14 protein-coding genes, 3 tRNA genes and 2 rRNA genes are annotated in these 18,292 nt (G+C 53.3%); 10 read left to right on the plus strand and 9 right to left on the minus strand.

Features of this window, described 5'->3' with window-relative positions; translation table 11 throughout:
• Window positions 1-51: 51 nt before the first annotated feature.
• On the minus strand, window positions 52-294 hold the full coding sequence (locus tag KRAC_RS25525) for a DUF2630 family protein (RefSeq protein ID WP_007912165.1): 243 nt from the start codon (window positions 292-294) through the stop codon (window positions 52-54).
• A 211-nt stretch (window positions 295-505) separates the two neighbouring features.
• Window positions 506-4,207, minus strand: coding sequence for a UvrD-helicase domain-containing protein (locus KRAC_RS25530; RefSeq protein WP_007912166.1), 3,702 nt, complete (start codon window positions 4,205-4,207; stop codon window positions 506-508).
• Window positions 4,208-4,437: 230 nt separating this feature from the next.
• On the opposite strand from KRAC_RS25530, the gene KRAC_RS25535 reads away from it, so the two are divergent.
• Window positions 4,438-5,151 (plus strand): hypothetical protein, encoded by a 714-nt coding sequence (locus KRAC_RS25535; RefSeq protein ID WP_007912168.1) that lies wholly within the window; start codon window positions 4,438-4,440, stop codon window positions 5,149-5,151.
• A 23-nt stretch (window positions 5,152-5,174) separates the two neighbouring features.
• Window positions 5,175-5,960 (plus strand): type III pantothenate kinase, encoded by a 786-nt coding sequence (locus KRAC_RS25540; RefSeq protein WP_007912172.1) that lies wholly within the window; start codon window positions 5,175-5,177, stop codon window positions 5,958-5,960.
• Between the two features lie 114 nt (window positions 5,961-6,074).
• Here KRAC_RS25540 and KRAC_RS25545 read toward each other — a convergent pair.
• The 6 genes from KRAC_RS25545 to KRAC_RS25570 all read right to left on the minus strand — a co-directional run bounded on the left by KRAC_RS25545 (window position 6,075) and on the right by KRAC_RS25570 (window position 8,870).
• Window positions 6,075-6,148, minus strand: a tRNA-Ile gene (locus KRAC_RS25545).
• 38 nt (window positions 6,149-6,186) lie between these two features.
• Window positions 6,187-6,303, minus strand: a 5S ribosomal RNA gene (rrf, locus tag KRAC_RS25550).
• Window positions 6,304-6,326: 23 nt separating this feature from the next.
• Window positions 6,327-6,402: transfer RNA gene (locus KRAC_RS25555), tRNA-Ala, on the minus strand.
• Window positions 6,403-6,420: 18 nt separating this feature from the next.
• Window positions 6,421-6,494: transfer RNA gene (locus KRAC_RS25560), tRNA-Ile, on the minus strand.
• Between the two features lie 161 nt (window positions 6,495-6,655).
• Window positions 6,656-8,133 (minus strand): 16S ribosomal RNA (locus tag KRAC_RS25565).
• A gap of 290 nt (window positions 8,134-8,423) precedes the next feature.
• Window positions 8,424-8,870, minus strand: coding sequence for a DUF6249 domain-containing protein (locus KRAC_RS25570; RefSeq protein ID WP_007912174.1), 447 nt, complete (start codon window positions 8,868-8,870; stop codon window positions 8,424-8,426).
• Between the two features lie 150 nt (window positions 8,871-9,020).
• Between KRAC_RS25570 and KRAC_RS25575 the strand changes: the two genes are divergently transcribed.
• The 7 genes from KRAC_RS25575 (at window position 9,021) to KRAC_RS25610 (ending at window position 15,063) form a co-directional block, all read left to right on the plus strand.
• Window positions 9,021-9,659, plus strand: coding sequence for an RNA polymerase sigma factor (locus KRAC_RS25575; RefSeq protein WP_157507051.1), 639 nt, complete (start codon window positions 9,021-9,023; stop codon window positions 9,657-9,659).
• A 2-nt stretch (window positions 9,660-9,661) separates the two neighbouring features.
• The gene (locus tag KRAC_RS25580) at window positions 9,662-10,246 is read left to right on the plus strand and encodes an anti-sigma factor family protein (RefSeq protein ID WP_007912178.1); all 585 of its coding nucleotides are present in this window, start codon (window positions 9,662-9,664) and stop codon (window positions 10,244-10,246) included.
• Between the two features lie 202 nt (window positions 10,247-10,448).
• Window positions 10,449-11,327: a UbiA family prenyltransferase gene (locus KRAC_RS62475; protein ID WP_007912180.1), complete on the plus strand. Its 879-nt coding sequence runs from the start codon at window positions 10,449-10,451 to the stop codon at window positions 11,325-11,327.
• An 82-nt stretch (window positions 11,328-11,409) separates the two neighbouring features.
• Window positions 11,410-12,474 carry a class I SAM-dependent methyltransferase gene (locus tag KRAC_RS25590; protein ID WP_007912181.1) on the plus strand — a complete coding sequence of 355 codons (1,065 nt, stop codon included), beginning with the start codon at window positions 11,410-11,412 and terminating at the stop codon, window positions 12,472-12,474.
• A 624-nt stretch (window positions 12,475-13,098) separates the two neighbouring features.
• Window positions 13,099-13,977, plus strand: coding sequence for an acyl-homoserine-lactone synthase (locus KRAC_RS25600; RefSeq protein WP_007912183.1), 879 nt, complete (start codon window positions 13,099-13,101; stop codon window positions 13,975-13,977).
• Between the two features lie 12 nt (window positions 13,978-13,989).
• Window positions 13,990-14,547: a hypothetical protein gene (locus tag KRAC_RS25605; protein WP_007912185.1), complete on the plus strand. Its 558-nt coding sequence runs from the start codon at window positions 13,990-13,992 to the stop codon at window positions 14,545-14,547.
• Window positions 14,548-14,577: 30 nt separating this feature from the next.
• Window positions 14,578-15,063 (plus strand): HAMP domain-containing protein, encoded by a 486-nt coding sequence (locus KRAC_RS25610; protein ID WP_007912187.1) that lies wholly within the window; start codon window positions 14,578-14,580, stop codon window positions 15,061-15,063.
• Between the two features lie 1,019 nt (window positions 15,064-16,082).
• On the opposite strand, the gene KRAC_RS62480 is transcribed toward KRAC_RS25610, so the two are convergent.
• On the minus strand, window positions 16,083-16,562 hold the full coding sequence (locus KRAC_RS62480) for a hypothetical protein (protein WP_007912189.1): 480 nt from the start codon (window positions 16,560-16,562) through the stop codon (window positions 16,083-16,085).
• Between the two features lie 1,010 nt (window positions 16,563-17,572).
• Between KRAC_RS62480 and KRAC_RS71640 the strand changes: the two genes are divergently transcribed.
• Window positions 17,573-18,067, plus strand: coding sequence for a mersacidin/lichenicidin family type 2 lantibiotic (locus KRAC_RS71640; protein ID WP_075164350.1), 495 nt, complete (start codon window positions 17,573-17,575; stop codon window positions 18,065-18,067).
• The last annotated feature ends 225 nt before the right edge of the window (window positions 18,068-18,292 follow it).

Raw genomic sequence — 18,292 nt, forward strand, 5'->3', positions numbered from 1 at the left:
TAAGAGAATGTGGGATGGGCGTCGCGATTGCGGCGCCCATCCCACATTCTCTTATTGTTTGTAATGCTCAACGATGTTGGGGTCACGCACCTGGGCTGCATCGGGATCTTGCCCCGCGTTGCGCCGCGCGCGGCGCTGACGCAAGAGGTCCCAGCACTGGTCTAGCTGGACTTCTAGCTGGTGAATACGCTCATGCTGATCGTCCTGTAACTCCCCATTCTCCTTCTTCTGCATCAGCTCATGCTCTTCGTTGACCAGTTCTTCTATATGTCTGAGAATACCTTGATCGTTCATACAATTCCGCCTTTCTCCTGTGACACACTCTAAAATAGCCTGCACACAAGGTGTGTTTCTCTACATTCTACCCCATTATTCGTGACTGGCGCATCGCTATAAGTAACACCATGCGTAGTGTATTTGCGTGACACCTGGCTTTGGTAACAGATGGAGTGCGTGCTGGCGACCGCTGGTCGCCAGCACGCACTCCATCTGTTACCAAGTGTCTCTAAGCTGGGCAGATAAAGAAGAATGGGCAGGTGGGGCAGCGGGAGGGTTCGGCGGGGCGCGCGGGATACTCGTCGCGTTCAATGCCCTCGATACATTGCTCCAGTTCGCCGTAGAGGCTCTGCTCCTTCTTCTCGGTCAACTTCATAGGTATGGTCTCGCCAGTGCTCATATTATGGCTGTGGAGCTCGACCGAGCGCCCAGGATGGTGCTGGCGCGATGCCAGCGTATAGAAGAGTTCACGTGTGTCTGCCTTCGGCTTCTCCTTGCTCTTGCCATAGCGCGTGCGAACAAAGCGCAATGGCCCCTCCTCCTGTGGCTGCGAAGAGCTCTCGATACGATCCACGGTCACGCGTACGGAGCGACCGGCGAGGTCCACATGCAGGCTCTCGCGCATGGACCATTGGGTCTCGCTCTGCGTTACCAGCTTCTGGCGCATTCCCTCTACGACCTCAATACCATGTGCTTCATACATAGGCGCGAAGGGCATATCTTCTCCTCCTAGTTCACGCCAGTGCCGCTTGTAAAGCGCTTCCAATTCCTCAAACGTAGGCAAGGTCCCCTGACTACTATCAGCCATACTCGCCAGTTGTTTATGCAGCACTTCAACTGTTTGCTGGGTTGCCTGGCGGAAGAGGCGGTAAGCATCGGCATCACCATCGAAATGATAGATCGTGCTGTAGGCATATTGACGGGGGCAGCGGCGATACACCTCTACCAAAGACGAGCTGAGGTCAGTGGGGCGCATCCGGTCCAGAAAGCGCTCACCAGGCTGTATCGAGATCGGCTTGAGGGATTCCTCTACACGCTCCTCAATCTCGCCATGGGCCTCCCAGGCGAGCTGCGCCAGGCGTTCCTGAGGCATCGCGGCCTCCAGGGGATCAAGAAAGAGGGAACGCTTATACGACTTCTTGCCGTAACGCTCGCTATAGCTCAGCACCAGGTGATCGCGCGCACGTGTTGCTCCTACATAAAAGAGGCAGGCTTCACCGCCATCATGAGCGGCACGCCCGGTGTTCTTCGCTAGCAGCATTCCATCAGGCGCGTTGACAGCGCTTGAGCGATAGGTCAGGGGGAATCTGTTCTGCACCAGGCCCGGCATATACACCACAGGAAACTCCAGTCCCTTGCTGGCATGGACCGTCATGACCTGGATGATATTCGCCTCTTCTTCGTCCTCGCCCTCACCACTTTCACGCGTCGCCCCATCCTGGCGCAGCACCACTAGCATACTAAGATACTCCAAAAAGCCCTTCAGGCGCGCCTCCATAGAGAGCTCTTCCAGGGATACAGCCTCCTGGGCCAGGACCCGGCGCCGTGCCTCCAACTGTTGGTCATAATGCCGCGCTAGTTGGAGCAAGCGATCATAATCCAGCAGCAGGCCTTTCGCGACCTCGTCCTCCGGGTGGCGCAGGAGATCACGCACCAGACTGGTCTCCTGGAGAAGATACTGGCTCATACAGGTCCAGGTATCATTACACTGCTGCAAGGCACGCATACTGCTGACCAGGCGCTGCAGCGTATTCCTTCCTTCAGAACTGATATCAAGGGGAAACTCTTCGGTGAGCAGCAGGCCGCGTGGACTGACCCGGCGCTCGTGGGCGGATAGCAAGAGGGCCTCTATATCCTCCTGACTGAGGCGATAATCGGGCAGGCGCGCCACGCGCAACAGCCCCATGCCGCTCTCATTGCTCAATAACAGCAGCATCCCCAGCACGTCCTTTACATGCTCCTGTTCCAACGTGCCGGCGCGCTCGTGAGTGGGCAAGTCCGCCTCCAGTAGGGCACGCGTGATCTTCTGGGCCTGGCTTCGCGTCCGGCAGAGCACCATCATGTCTTTATAGTTATACCCCTGGCGGCGCTTATGCTGAATATCCGCGATGATGCCCGCGACCTCGCTGGCCTCATTGCTCGCCTGGGCGAGTGTAACATATGGCCCGGTCTCTGCCACACGCACCGGCTGATTTTTGCCTGGCTCCTGGCCCTTATCCAGGTAGGTACAGCGAAAAGCCTCCGCCAGAGAGACGAGATCCGGGCGCGAGCGATAGTTACGGCTGAGTGGTAGGATCACCGCACCGGGGAAGTCCTGGGCGAACTGGCTGATATTCGCGGGTGAGGCGCCCCGAAAACCATAGATGGCCTGATTCGCGTCTCCCACAACCCAGACGCGACCGGCCTCGCCTGCCAGCACACGTAAGAGGACGCCACTGGCTCTATTCATATCCTGAAACTCATCGACTAGGACAAACTGATACACCTGCTGCTGTTCCGCCAGCACCTCTGGATGCTCACGAAGCAGGCGTACCGTCAGCAGCAAGAGGCCACCAAAATCGCAGTCGCCACGCCGCCCCAGAGCCTGCTCGTAAAGCGTATAGACCTGGGCAATCTCCAGGGCCTTCTCTGCGCGCTCAAGGACCTCGGTATCATCCTGTCCCTGTGCCAGCTCAAACATAGCTTGCGCCAGGCGCGTATACTCCTCGGGCGTTATCAGTTCGTCTTTCGCCCTGGAAATGGCTTTGAGCATATCGGGGAAATAAAAGGTAGGTGCACTCAATTTGACATAGTGTTTTAAGCGCATGGAGTGCGACAACTGGCGCAGGAGGAAGTAGCCCTCGGCCTCATCTAACAGAGTAAAGCCCGGGCGCAGACCAACGAGTTCGCCATAGCGGCGCAAGAGGTCGGCGCAGAAGGCGTGAAAGGTGCTGACCTTTGGTAACTGCCGGGTCAAGACCTGAGCTAAACGTTCCTCCATCTCCTGGGCGGCCTTGCGCGAGAAGGTCAGGGCCAGAATCTGCGCCGGCGGCACCTGGAGAGTGTGCACCATATATTCGATGCGCCCAATTAACGTACTGGTCTTTCCACTTCCAGGCCCTGCGACAATCAAAGCTGGCGTTGGCGCCTCAATGGCCGCTTGCTGGTAGGTATCATGGCGCTTCTTAGTGGTGCTGACAGGCTGCGCCGCTGGCTTTGGGGCCTGTTGTGGGAGAGGCTTACTGAGTAGGGCGTCTTGTAGAAATCCGGACAGGCGATTGAGCATCGCGGCCTGTGAGACACCGAAGCGGGCCGCCAGAGAGGCTGGCGCGACCTGTTCCTCCAGGTAGAGTCTACGTACGCGCTCGCGTGGCATCAGCAGTTCGGCAGCAAAGATATTCGCGGCCAACTCCCGCTGGCTGCGGGGATCATAGGTGAGTCCGAGGCCCAGCGTCTCCTGGAGGTGATCCTGGTCCAGCAGGTGCAGGTTCATGTCCTGTTCCTGGCAAGGATCTGCACGTGTTGGCAGTGATAAAGTGGGTGTAGGAATAGACAGCAGGGTCTGTTGATAGCGCTCGGTCTCTGGCACCTGGCTCTCTTGTAGCGCTTGCTCGATCTCCTGGACCAGTTGCTGAATACGCGTAGTCCCCTGGCAATGCAGGATGGCATGCCCCAGTTCATGAGCCAATGTAAAGCGACGCAGCGTCTCATGCATATCCCGGCACAACCAGATCAGGTTTTCCTCCTCGTCGGGGTCCATAAAACCAAAGGTGCCATCCGGGTAATCTACGGGGTGAAATGTCTCCACATTCAGCTCAAGCCAGCGTACAAGCTCGTCTAGAGGGGTCTCGTCCTCTGTCCAGGAGGGATATTCTCTCCGAAAGGAGTGAAGCGCCAGTTGCGCCGCCCTTTCGGCAAAGGTAAACCAGTAGCTCTCTATCTCGCGATCCATTGCTCTCCATCTCGCCTTCAACCGCAAACATCCACGGGTAGCTTATTCGCACTTCTCATTTTACCATATTTACTATTATCAGTGTCTGGGGTGGGCAGAGAGGCACGGGCATTCGCCCGTGCCTCTCTGCCCACCCCAGGTGCGAATCTTCTTGTGCATGACATCTCACGTTCTGATATAATGTGTCGAATATAAGAACTAGCCTTACAGCGAAACTAAAGGAGTACGCCATGCAAGCAGCAGAAATCCTTGCGCAGGCCAGGTCCGGTGCCTATCCAAGCAACTGGACAGTTTTTCCAATTCTTCGTAAAAAGCTCCAGTGGGGTATTGCGGGTTGGGCCTTTGGCACTATTATAGGGCTGGGGCTATTCGCGCTCGTGCTACCCATCGTCATTCCCGATAACTTTCAGCACGGTCCGATCCTGATTATCTTTACTCTGCTTATGCTCGGAATGTTTCTCTTTATCGGGCTGGGCAGCCTCTGGACACTGGTGGTCGACATCAAGCGTCTTCTTACATCTGACAAACATATCTTTGTCTTCACCCCAGAAAATTTTGTCAAGCAAGAGGGTAACAAAGTCGTCCAGGTCCCGATGGAAAACATTGAGCATATCACCGCGCGTGGCGTGCGCAGTGCCAGTCGTACGATTAGCGAGGATGAGCAGGTAACGGTGCGCACGCTGCCCACAATGGGTGAAAATATCGCTGGCTTCTTCGTGGGACGCGGCGCCACCAGGAGCGGTCGCCAGTGGCAGAACAAGCGCACGCGCACACCGGTATCGCTTGCCTTCCTCAACACAGAGAATGACAAGCAGGTCATCGTCGTACGTGATGAGGCGTATGGTAACCCGGAGGAGATTGGTGAGATACTGAAAGAGTACGCCGGGCGCAGACATACCAACGTAGCTCAGCACCAGGCCTCCTCGATTTCCCAAAGCGAATAACACGGGTAGAAAGCGGATTCTCCATGTTACTAGCAATTGATATCAGCAATACCAATATCAAATTTGGCCTGTATCTTAATGATACGATGAAGCATCACTGGGTTGTTTCAACGTCACGCCAGCGTACCACCGACGAATATGCCATGGTGTTGAACGACCTGCTGCAACATGCTGGGCACCGCTTCAGTGATATTCACGATCTTATTTTCTCAAGCGTAGTCCCTCCATTGACACCTGTCTTTCAAGAGCTGGCACTGCGCTACTGCCATAAGGAAGCCTTCGTCATCTCACACCAGTTAGACCTGGGCATTGCCTTCCATATCGACAATCCCTGGGAGATTGGCTCAGATCGTATCATGACAACCCTCGCCGCGCATCAGTTGTATGGAGGACCCGCCCTGGTCATTGCCTTTAGCACCGCGACCACCTTTGATGTCATCTCGCAGGAGGGCAACTTCCTGGGAGGATCTATTGCCCCTGGTTTGATGATCTCAGCGGAAGCGCTCAGTAGCGCGGCCTCGCGCCTCTTCCGCGTTGACCTGACGCCACCTCAACGCGCCCTGGGCAAGAACACCATTGAAAACATGCAATCAGGCATTATTTACGGGCATGTAGGATTGGTGCAGGGACTGATCAAGCGCCTCTGCGCGGAAATTCCTGGCGTCACCGACCAGGGCGAGGTCAGGGTGATCGCACATGGTGGGCTGGCTCAACTCATGGCGCCTCTTATTCCTGAGATTCAATACATCAATCAATATTTGCCCCTGGAGGGTCTGCGCCTGGCCTATAATCGCCTGCGACGCAGTTAGTATATGAATAGAATATGATGAGCGGGCTGGCAGAGCCAGCCCGCTCATCATATTCTATTCATACCATGAAATAACAAAAAAGCCCTGGTATGAAACCAGGGCCTTAAAGGAAAATGGGCCTTCCTGGACTCGAACCAGGGACCTCAGTCTTATCAGGACTGCGCTCTAACCACCTGAGCTAAAAGCCCGTAATCGCAACCATGAAACCCACCCATACAGGCGGGTGGAGAGGCGATGTCCTATTTTCCCACGGGGCTGCCCCCGTAGTATCGTCGGGGCTGAAAGGCTTAACTACCGTGTTCGGGATGGGAACGGGTGTTTCCCTTTCGCTATGACCACCACTCCACCTGCATGTACAAATGGGTTTGGTGGAGATGAGGGGACTCGAACCCCTGACCTCTGCCGTGCAAAGGCAGCGCTCTACCAGCTAAGCTACATCCCCATACATCTCGGTGCGAAATGGGCCTTCCTGGACTCGAACCAGGGACCTCAGTCTTATCAGGACTGCGCTCTAACCACCTGAGCTAAAAGCCCGTGGACAAAAGCATCAAGTTGTTCAAACAACTCAAGAGTGGTAAGGCTTGCCAAGCAAGTCAGTAGCCTGGTGAAGATAAGTAGTCGTCAGGTTCCTCCTGATAAATCAGGGGGATCGACCTGGGAATGGATTGCCACAGTGGGCAATCACAGCTCCCTAGAAAGGAGGTGATCCAGCCGCACCTTCCGGTACAGCTACCTTGTTACGACTTCACCCCAATCACCAACCCCACCCTCGACGCCTGCCTCTCCGAAGAGTTAGCCTGGCGGCTTCAGGTGTTGCCGACTTTCGTGGTGTGACGGGCGGTGTGTACAAGACCCGGGAACGTATTCACCGTAGTGTGCTGACCTACGGTTACTAGCAACTCCACCTTCATGCAGGCGAGTTTCAGCCTGCAATCTGAACTGAGACCAGGTTTTTGAGCTTGGCTCCCCCTCGCGGGTTGGCATCCCTTTGTTACTGGCCATTGTAGCGTGTGTGTCGCCCAAGTCGTAAGGGCCGTGCTGACTTGACGTCATCCCCGCCTTCCTCCCGTGAGGGCAGTTCCGCCTAGAAGTTGTAATAGGCAGTAGGGGTTGCGCTCGTTGCGGGACTTAACCCAACATCTCACGACACGAGCTGACGACAGCCATGCAGCACCTGTGCAAACGTCCCGAAGGAACAGCGCATTACCGCTGGTGCATCTGCATGTCAAGACTTGGTAAGGTTCTTCGCGTTGCATCGAATTAAACCACACGCTCCGCTGCTTGTGCGGGTCCCCGTCAATTCCTTTGAGTTTTAATCTTGCGACCGTACTCCCCAGGCGGACCACTTATTGCGTTTGCGACGGCACGGAAGGGGTCGATACCTCCCACACCTAGTGGTCATCGTTTACGGCTAGGACTACCAGGGTATCTAATCCTGTTCGCTCCCCTAGCTTTCGCACCTGAGCGTCAGATGCTTCCCAGGACACTGCCTTCGCCATTGGTGTTCCTCCGGATCTCTACGCATTTCACCACTCCACCCGGAATTCCGTGTCCCTCTGAAGCCCTCAAGTCTCGCCGTTTCCGAAGACCTTTCCCAGTTGAGCCGGGAACTGTCACTCCAGACGTACGAAACCGCCTGCGTGCGCTTTACGCCCAATAACTCCGGACAACGCTTGCCCCCTACGTATTACCGCGGCTGCTGGCACGTAGTTAGCCGGGGCTTATTCCTTGGGTACCGTCCTTACTCGTCCCCAAGAAAAGCAGTTTACACTCCGAAAAGCGTCCTCCTGCACGCGGCGTTGCTCGTTCAGGGTTGCCCCCATTGACGAAAATTCCTCACTGCTGCCCCCCGTAGGAGTCTGGGCCGTTCTCAATCCCAGTGTGGCTGACCATCCTCTCAGACCAGCTACCGATCGTGGCCTTGGTGAGCTCTTACCTCACCAACAAGCTAATCGGCCACAGGCCCATCCCAAGGCGCCCTTGCGAGCTTTGTTCCCGGAGGAACATATGCGGTATTGTCGGCGATTTCTCGCCGGTATTCCTCACCTCGGGGTAGGTACCCATGTGTTACTCACCCGTCCGCCACTCCCTCTCTTGCGAGAGGGCGTTCGACTTGCATGTGTTAGGCACGCCGCCAGCGTTTATCCTGAGCCAGGATCAAACTCGCCATTCAAACTTTTATAAAAATCTCACACTGGAGATTTTCTGTTCTCATTTGGATGACTTGCTTATCCTCATTGACAGGTTACTTGTACTTGTTTGTTTTCCTTACCACTCTTCAGTTGTTCAAAGTACGCTCGATGCTTTCGCATCCGGTGCGCTTTTCGGTATCCCGTCCGGCGCAAGTGGAATAATATCACTGCTCCGCACTCTTGTCAAGAGTTTTTTTCTCGGATTTTTGTAGATTGGAGAAATTGTTGGAAAAATTGCTTCTTTCAGAGCTTCACCCAGTTCAGAAAACGGCTAGCGTTTCTCCCCTGACTCGCGTTCATGCTTGGCATTAAGCTGGATGACCTTGTTCTTCTCTTGCTCAGAACGCTCCTCACCTGTACTCACGCTTGCAGGCTCAAGATAGTAACTACTTACCAGTGCCAGACCCACACCGAATGGAATCAACCCCGGGAGAAGCCAGGGCCCCAGATGCAGAGGCGCGTTATAAAACTGGGGCAGAAAGAAGCCGATTGGGTAGAGACCCGCGGTCAAGGTTACTCCGATCATAGCCGTGATGAGTCCCGCCCGCAAGATACCTCGACTACGACGCCTATTCGACATATTATCAGGGGTCAAGCCGTGCGAGATCATGGCCATCCGCTCCTTGTGCTGCAAATAGCGGATGAGCACAATGAAGGCAAAGAAAATGGCCAGGGCTATCAACCAGCCACCTAGTACTAAAATCACGTTTGCCGACATGCCTTTCTCCTTAGTTGAGCCTATGTTAGCTGCTCGTTATGATATGATACCGTAAGAAGGCTAGATGTTTCGCTTGCTATTTTCGTCTATTTTGCTGAAACTTTCTAGGTGCCTTCGTTCTCTAATAATTTTGTTATGGGTGAAATTTTCTTGCAATCGCCACAAAGCATAGGGATACCCTTGCCAAACCTGGCCTCTTCCTATCCAGAACAGGTTGAGCAGGATGATGCTGCCCTGGTCACAGCCAGCCAGGCAGGGGATCAGGATGCCTTCGCCATCCTGGTACAACGCCATCAACGCCGGGTCTTTAATCTCATCTATCGTATGCTACAACAATACGAAGAGGCAAATGAGATTACGCAGGAAACCTTTCTCGCCGCCTGGCAGGGTCTCCCTTCCTTTCGTGGCGAGGCGCGGTTTTCAACATGGCTCTACCGTATCGCGTACAATTGTTGCTTAAAGCAGCTTGAGCTGCGCAAGCGGGACAAGGCGCTCCAGGTGGCCATGGAGGAGGAACATCTGCTCTATCATGCTGGTGAAGAGGATGCCACTGGCTCCCAGTTAGAGGCCTCCGCCCGCCAGAGTCTCGTGCAAGAGCACCTCGCGACCTTGCCAGCCAAGTACCGGGTCGTGCTTGTGCTACGTCACCTGCAAGATATGACCTATGAAGAGATGGCTGACATTTTGCGTATGCCTATCGGTACAATCAAAACACATCTCTTTCGCGCCCGCAACCTGTTGAAAGAACGTATACAGGCTTTTGAACAAGATTGGAGAACGAGAGGTTGAATATGCACTGTGCCAAAGCTGCATTTTATATCCAGCTGTACGTTGATAAACGCCTGCCATTGGCAAAGTTGCGCCCGCTCGAAATACATCTCTCATCTTGTTCCGCGTGCCGCGAATATTTACGCTATCTCGAGGTGGTCGAGCAATCTTTCTGCTCAATGCAACAGATCATCGAGCCCGCCAATTTAACCCAGAATATTATGCTCCGGGTCGCGCGTTCAGTTCAACAGGTTGAACAGGCGCGCCAGGAAGAGCTGCGGCACTCTGAGTCAAACTTTTTCCCTTTGCGCATATCGCTCTCCGAGCTGATGACCATCCTATTTCTGGCTACTGTCGCCACGCTTGGCTTCTTCCTAGGGCAGCCGTCGCTACGCGCCATGCTTCCCCTTGCTAATGGGCATGACGCACTCTCCTACGCCTTCGTCAACGCCTGGAATCAGCTACTGAACATTAACAGCAGTACATTGATGCTGATCTTTTGGATTGCCGGTACCGCTCTTGGGGTCTGGATTACACTTATGGCTGCCGGAAATGAGGTACGCACCATCTGGTTTAAGGCTGTTCAGGATCGCCTGCCCGTCTGGTAATGCCTCTGGGAGCCTGGCACTCTGCTCCCAGAGATCTCGCCCTCTACACAACCATGAAGCGATCTTTCTTATCCACAGACCATCCGATCAACCAATATCGGCTTTCCCTGACGTTCTTCCTATGACACATAGCTAACATGTGCTGCCTACGCTTCGATGCCCGCGATGCACCCTATTTGCATGAAAGGATATCGATATTTTCATGGAGATCGTAAAAAAGCGCCGTCCCCTGGCCATCGCCCGGGGCCTTGTCCAGCTCTGTCATCCCCTGCCGGTTCTCTTTCATGCCATTGCTGTGAGCATTTTTCTCCTGCTGGCCGCATGGCCTCACTTTAACTGGCTGCTCATTCTCTTAGCGATCGCGGCCCATACAGCTATGCAGTGCTCAATCGCTGTCCTCAATGACTATTGTGATCGCCACCTGGATGCTGCGGGCAAGAAAAACAAGCCCCTGGTGCAGGGCCTTATACGTCCTGGAGAGGCCCTGACCTTTGGTATAGGATTCATGCTGCTGATGCTCCTGCTCCTGCTACCAATCAACATGCCAGCGCTCCTGATCTCGCTTCTCTACCTGGCGTTTGGGCAGGCTTATAACCTGGGCTTAAAGTCTACACCTTTCAGTGGCATCGTCTTCGCGCTGGCCATCCCTCTCATTCCCATCTACGCCTTTGTAGCGATGGGTCACTTTCTGCCACTACTCTACTGGCTAGTTCCCATCGCAGCTCTGCTGGGCGTCGTCCTCAACCTCGCAAACTCGCTGCCGGACCTGGAAGAGGATGCCGCCAGTCACGCGCGTACTCTGGCGGTCTTCCTGGGGCTACGCGGGACGTTCTGGACCTGCCCGCTGCTACTGGCGCTGGGGGGATGTTTAATGGCCCTCCTCTGGTATACAGGCCTGGTACCCGCCCTTCCCGGTTTACTCCTCTCAATCCTGCTGGTAGGAGGCCTACTCATTCTCGCACTCAGCCTGTATTCAGGACCAGGCAAACTACGTGTTACCCGTAAGGGCTATTTCTACCTGGTCGTACTTACCTGCCTGCTTCTTGGCGGAGGGTGGATTGTAGCGGCCCTGCTGGCTTGAAATAGACATCAAAGTAATTTCACATGACTCAAGGCCGAATACCCGGCTTAAAAACTTCTATCAGGTGAGGAGATATTGTCTTATGCCGTTGCGTCTGACCCCACTGGAAGCGCTGCTCTCGCGCTTTAACATCCTGCCCACGCCGCTTTTTGATACGCCGCTCGCACCTGGAATCGCCAAGATGCTGGTAACTGCCTGCGAGCTTGGTCTCTTTGATAGCCTGAGCCAGAGACGACAGAGCGCCGAAGAGCTGGCCGAGAGTCTGCACTGCCATCCCCAGGGACTCAAGCTGCTCCTCAATCTCCTGGTCTCGGCTGGCTACCTGCGTGAGCGCCGTGGCCTCTACGCTAATAGCCGCATGAGCCAGCGCTGGCTCACCAGTGACTCGCCCGTCAGTATCGCCCCCTACGTGGTCCACAGCCCCGATATCGTCAATATCTGGGAACATGTCGACGAAGTCATCCGCACCAATAGCCAGGCCATGCGTATGCCCTACGAGGAAGGCGCCAGTTCGCCCGAGATGAAAGCCATGCTGGCGCGCCACTACGCGGGCCTGGCCTCGCTTGCCACGGCCCTTGGCAGCGAGATTATCCGCCATATACGACTTCCCCAGGGCTCGACACGACTCCTGGATGTGGGAGGCTCACACGCCGCCTATAGCGCGCTCTTCTGTCGCAAATATCCTGACCTTCAAGCTACCATCCTCGATATCGAGCCAGGACTAGAGGCGGGGGCACGTACCGCCAAGCACATGCACCTGGAGGAGCGAATGAATTTTGTCTGTGGGGATATCGTCAAGGATGATTTCTCAACGCTCTTCGCAGACCCCTTTGATGTCGCGCTCTACTTCCATATCGCGCACCTGCTCCAACCCGAGCTTAACCAGGCCATTTTGCGCAAGGTCGTTCAGACCCTGCGTCCCGGTGGTATACTCGTCTTCGTCGACCAGGTCACCGACCAGACCCACGGCTCCCGCCTGGCCTCGCTCATGGTACAATTCATGGCCCTGACCATGACCACCTGCGGCGGCACCTGCTACCCCTTCGCGAGCGTCAAAGCCTGGCTAGAGGAGGCCGGTATGCACCAGGTCAGCAGCTACCGCCTGCTCACCCCCGGCGCCTCCCTGATTACAGCAGTGAAGCAGTAAATCTTGAAAAGAAAGATAAAAATAGCGCGTTGCTACACTGTTGCTACGTTTTCAGGGTACTTTGAGATTTAAGAGACAAAGAGATGTATCAAATAACAAAAAGACGAGAAGCCAGCTTGTTAGCTGGCTTCTCGTCTTTACCTTAGTATTAACGATCTTTGAGGTACTCAAGTTCTTTGGCAAACTGCTTCATGGAAATCTCAATGGCTTTTTGGACTGGCATTGCAGGTTTGGGTTTCCTGCTGTTTTTTTGCTTTTTACGTCCTTCTCCTTCATAACCCCCATCTCCTTTTTGGCGGCGTGAGAATCGTCTATAAAACAGTCGTTTTTTTGAACAGCTCTTCTGAGGCCTTTCTTGCCTTCACTTCCCCTATGTGACCGGGAGCTGGGTGTCACATCTGGCGCGCCTGGCCGTGATTGTGACTGCGGATCTCCGGTCACACGTTCCCAATTTAGCCAGCAATAGCGTGACATCTACCTATAACGAAACACAATGACCCTAGCCCTCCAGCCTCACATATAGATGTTTTTCCAGTTAGTTAATTCATTTTATTCCTATTTTTTACTTCTCAATTGACAGGCATATGATACAACTTCTATAGTGTATACAAGGCATCCTTTGCTATGTCCTCATATTTGCCTCTCGGCCTGCCAGGACATATTTTCGTAAAATGGGGGAAATGTTATTGTACGGCGATTGGTACACATATCGCCTCTCAGATCATGGGGAACAAGGAACAACATGGGGAAAGCGTTAGCCGTATTCATCGCCTGCGGGGACAGCGGTACACAGTTCAAAAACTTGATACTGTTGCGCGGCAGGTTGCATATCAGCGGCTTCGGTACGAGACTTTTATTAAACGCCTTGGCTGGGATATTCCCGCAACAGAGGAGCGGGAATATGACCATTATGATCTAGAGGATACTACGACGATTCATGTATTTGGGGTCTTTGGGAAGAAATATCGGACAGAGCATTTGCTTGGCGGGGTACGGGTGTTTGCATTAAATTCCTGGGATGCATCAATGACAATGAGCGAGTTCAAGGACGCAGGAATGATACCTGCCACTGTGGCTAGGGAACTGGCGCGCCGCGATCACTCGGACCTCATCGAAATCACCCGGCTCTGTGTCAAGCGTGGCTCCCGTCTTCCACCTCCTGCAACGCCCCCCAACGCTGAAACAGAAGGGTTTGACCTGGCGATAGCACGAGACCTGACCTATGCAGCAGTGTACAAAGTAGCAGAGGAGACCGGGCGCTATCTCGCACTGGGTCTCGCGCATACCAGCTATTTGCAACTTATGAAGCGTGGCAACTTTTCTTTTGAGATTTTGCATGCTCAGGATCTCCATGATAAGCGCGCCGGCTACGCATTGGCGCTTATCAATCTACCTGCCACAGTGCGCGCTATCCGAGCGAGCGGTGGGCGTGATCGCGCTAACCGGATGTTGGCGTTATGCCAGGACAAGAGAGCATTTGAAGCCATTCACCACATTAGCTAAGGAGAAATACTGATGGAACAGGAACGAACCAAGCCACAAGGCTCCTGGTGGCTTCGACTCACCGCTCCATCCGGCACTGCGAATTACGGTCAGGCTAATAACCGAGCCGAAAGGGAATATCTACGCCGTGCTGGCTTGACGAGCGTTATCGCACCGTTTATTTTTATCGCGCCTCTGCTGCTCGTACAACAGGCGGCTGACTACGGCACGATCATAGCCACGGCTAGCCTCATGTTTCTTGTCGTATTAGCCCTTATCTTCAACAGGAATGGGAAACAGGTCACGGCGGCGCTCCTGCTCGTTCTCGCGATGGATGGGGCTATCGAGGGAGCACTCCTCTCGGCTGGCACACTAGCTTCCGGCTGGCTCCTTACCTTCGACCTCTTTGCTATCCCATTGGTCGCGGTTGCGGTCTTGCTCTCCCGCCGCTACCTCTGGTTCTTCGCGGTGCTACATATCGCCTTTATCCTTGGTGATTTCTATCTCATGCCTCACGCCAAGGATTTAAATGATCTGGTCGCCCTCTGGCATGGCTCTGCTATTGCCTTTGCCCGACCAATTATCGTCTAGATTGGCCTGGCACTCCTCAGCAACCTCTCGGTGCTTTCCACCGATCAGGCCATTTCTCGTGCGGATCGCGCCGAAGACATCGCCGCACTCGAACATGAAATCGCCAATAGCAAACAGCAGCTTGAAAAAGATGCGCAAACATTGAGAGATGCGCTTGCACAGATTGCGAGCGGCAACTTCAAGGTGAAAGCACAAGTGCCACGGGGGACGGTGCTATGGGATATTGCGCGCTCTATCAACAACATGCTCCAGCGGCTTGAACGCTACGGGATGTCAGAACACGAATTGAACCGCACGAGACAAGAAGCACAGGTTCTCGCTTCGGCGCTGGATGATTTGGCGGCTGGTCGTCGTCCCCTTTGGCCCGGTCGTTCCGGGACCCTGCTTGACCCCATTATCGACCGGCTATCAGCCATGTCTGGCACTTCTGGTCGTTCAACGCCACAAGGGCAGCCACAACCAACAGCGCAACCACAACGACCTTCAACCCAACAGTTACCACGACGCCAACTGTAAGCCTCGCTCTTCAGAAAAAGCAATGGGCTGGCCCCATGTGTGACCGTTGACCAACGGTCACACATGGGACGCCTGGTTATGAGTGTGATACGGAGCTAACGGTCTTATATTTCTGTAGTGGATTTTTTGTAACGAGTTGGGTGAACAAGGGTGGGAGCTCGTTAGCGCCCTGAAAGTTACTCCACCCTATGAAGATGTCCTATTGTATTTCAAATGCCTTCATACTTACGCCAGATCATGAGGGTAAAAATAGCGCGTTGCTACACCGTTGCTACATTTGCAGGATATGCGCAAGTCAAAAGACAAAGTGAGGTATAGATAAAACAAGGCGAGGAGCCGTTTTATAAACGACTCCTCGCCTTTACCTTAGTCGGGGTGAGAGGATTTGAACCTCCCATGATGGCTTTTTGGCATGGCTTCGATGCTCCATCGACAACGCTTCTGAGCTGAGGGAGAGCTATTTTTGCCCATTCTTGTCTAACTTTTAAGATGTGTGTTGAGCGGTTTTGCTCTCAGTTTTGCTCTCAAGATCGTGATGAGAAATGTTTACCTTTCCAATTATTCCAAGAAATTCTCATCTAATATTGGTTGCGGTTTGCAGCGGTGGCAAGAGCAACAATGGAATCGAGCTCGTATAGCTGAGCAAAACGACTCTCAGTGACATTTGCCGATAAAGCCTAGGACATGAACCTTTTCGAATTGACGCGGCTGGAATGGAATCGATCCAGTTTGCACTGACAACCCATTGAGAACGAAGCCGCTCCCCTACTGTTTTCAACTCACTTCAGTTTGGCAGGGTCATCTGACCTTATCTCAATCTAGATGCGTCACAAAAGGTTCACGTCCTTTCTACATTCGCATGCTGCTTACTGGTGCGAAACCTCCCTTGCACAAGCTCTTCTATGTTTTCCATCAGAGAATGTGCTGCCATGAAACAACTTTCGTTGTCCCTTGCCAAAGGCTTCGGCAAAAAGAGCGCGATCCATGGGATGGAAGGAGACAGGGCTCATCAAAGTCCCTTAGCTTGCACTCCCGGCATCTGCAGGTTTCGTATTTGAGGTCTTTGATCTCCTCGATGATGCCTTTACATTCCCTACATCTGTGGGATTCGCATTTGAGAGGGCATCGGATGTAGGAGTCGAGGGGACCTCCGGTGATGCCTTTACATTCCCTACATCTGTGGGATTCGCATTTGAGGGGGCATCGGATGTAGGAGTCGAGGGGATCTGCTCGATCCGCCAGGGCTGCACCTCCTGTTTCCCATTCAGGTTCAGGCCAACAGCAAAGTATGCAAAAAAGCCAATGACGAGACCAAGGGAATACAGGCCGAATAGCACATCACTCTTGAACAAGGCGATAACTGCTGCCCCGCCAATCACCCCCAGGATAGCAAAGAAGTCTGAGAGCGAGGCGACGCTTGCTCTCAGTCGCAGAGTCCGGTATGCGATCCAGCCAATAGTAAGACCAAAGAATAAGGCACCGAGTCCAGCGATAAACATATAGCTCCTCCTTATAATAAATCCAAATAATAAATTCCTGTGGGTCGTGTTCCCACAAGACGGACATGGGGAGCGGAGACATCAGAGAGAGCTATTCCATCTCTTATACAGCGATGGCATTCTCTCTGTTAGAAGGACGTGCGCAAATACAAGATGTAACACAAGAAGTACTTTAGGAGCTGGGAAAGAACTCTTCTGAGAAGACTGAGCGGCGAAGAGGGAGAGTTGAATTCCACGACACGAGAAACTAGACGCTCTTCTGATGCGGTTCCATCGGCTTGTTAAGCGGAAGGACATTTTATTTTTGTCCATTCGTGGTGAATCAAATGTATATGATCCCAACCTCTAAGATGTCAAAATGGATGTCAGAATTTATACTGCATGGCTTGCCATTGGTGCCGATGGAGAGATTCTAGTCAGGTTATTTGTAGGTGTTGGTAGCTGTCCTCCTGGTGCTTAAAATCTCGATAGTTTATTTGTAGGTGTTGGTGTTTTCTTGTGTAGGTTGGTGGGTGTAGCTGTACTAAACGCTGTACTTATTGTACCAGGTGTATGAACTTACAAGATTTTATGGCTTGCTGTTGATAGTTGTTTGAGTAACATGGGATGAGAAACTGTCTTATCGAGGGGGTTTAGACCTGTTCTATGGTAGGGATTTTTTTAGTATTCCCTTTTTTTGGCATTGGAACGAGAGGACCTTCCTCTCGCTCTAGGTTGGCAACGAATTCTTGAAAAGGCGAGCATCTAAACAATTTGGTTTATTTGGATAAAGTCTATCTGAGTCAATACCTATCCAGCACTATAGTCTCTCTTATTATACGCATAAGCGACTTATATGCACAAGCGACGCTCAACCACTAAAAACCACCCAATATTGATGAGTTTGCATATCTTTGAGGTATACCTCTTCTATGCTGGCGATAGATGAGAGAAAGACATCTGCTTATCAATAAGGAGACATATGCAATCGCCACAATCGGCTCTCGTCCTACAAAGAAAGGACTGCAAGTATGAAATATGACATTGTACAGGTCTGGAAAGAGGATACGTTTGACCAGCATTCCATTGAAGATGTACAAACAACATTGCTAACCAACCCTGCTGGCGAAGCCGAACTAAGCGATACAGAACTAGAACTGGTCAATGGCACAGGTGGCTGTGGTCGAAGATGGGGCTGGGGTCATGGTCATGGTCATGGTGGTGGCAATGGCTACGGTGGCAATGGCGGCTACGGTGGCTACGGTGGCTACGGTGGCAATGGCGGCTATGGTGGCTACGGTGGCTACGGTGGCAATGGCGGCTATGGTGGCTATGGTGGCTACGGTGGCAATGGCGGCTACGGTGGCTACGGTGGCAATGGCGGCTACGGTGGCTACGGTGGCTACGGTGGCTACGGTGGCTACGGTGGCAATGGCGGCTACGGTGGCTACGGTGGCTATGGTGGCTATGGCGGCAATGGTGGCAATGGTGGCAATGGTGGCAATGGTGGCAATGGCGGCAACTAGTAAGACAAGAAAAGCCGTTTCTTTACGGTTTAGCGCTTCGTTTCGGCAAATCGCGTAACATGTTCTTCATCTTTTAGCCAGAGAGAACACAAAAAGGCGACCCGAGCCAGTTCCGTGTTGCTACACGGAACGGACCTGGTCGGCTCGCCTTCTTCTGTTATGTTATATCGAAACGACTTGTTGGGGGAGAGTTGAAGTCCACGACCCGAGATACTAGGCGCCCTT

It is taken from the genome of Ktedonobacter racemifer DSM 44963 (assembly GCF_000178855.1).
GTDB lineage: Bacteria > Chloroflexota > Ktedonobacteria > Ktedonobacterales > Ktedonobacteraceae > Ktedonobacter > Ktedonobacter racemifer.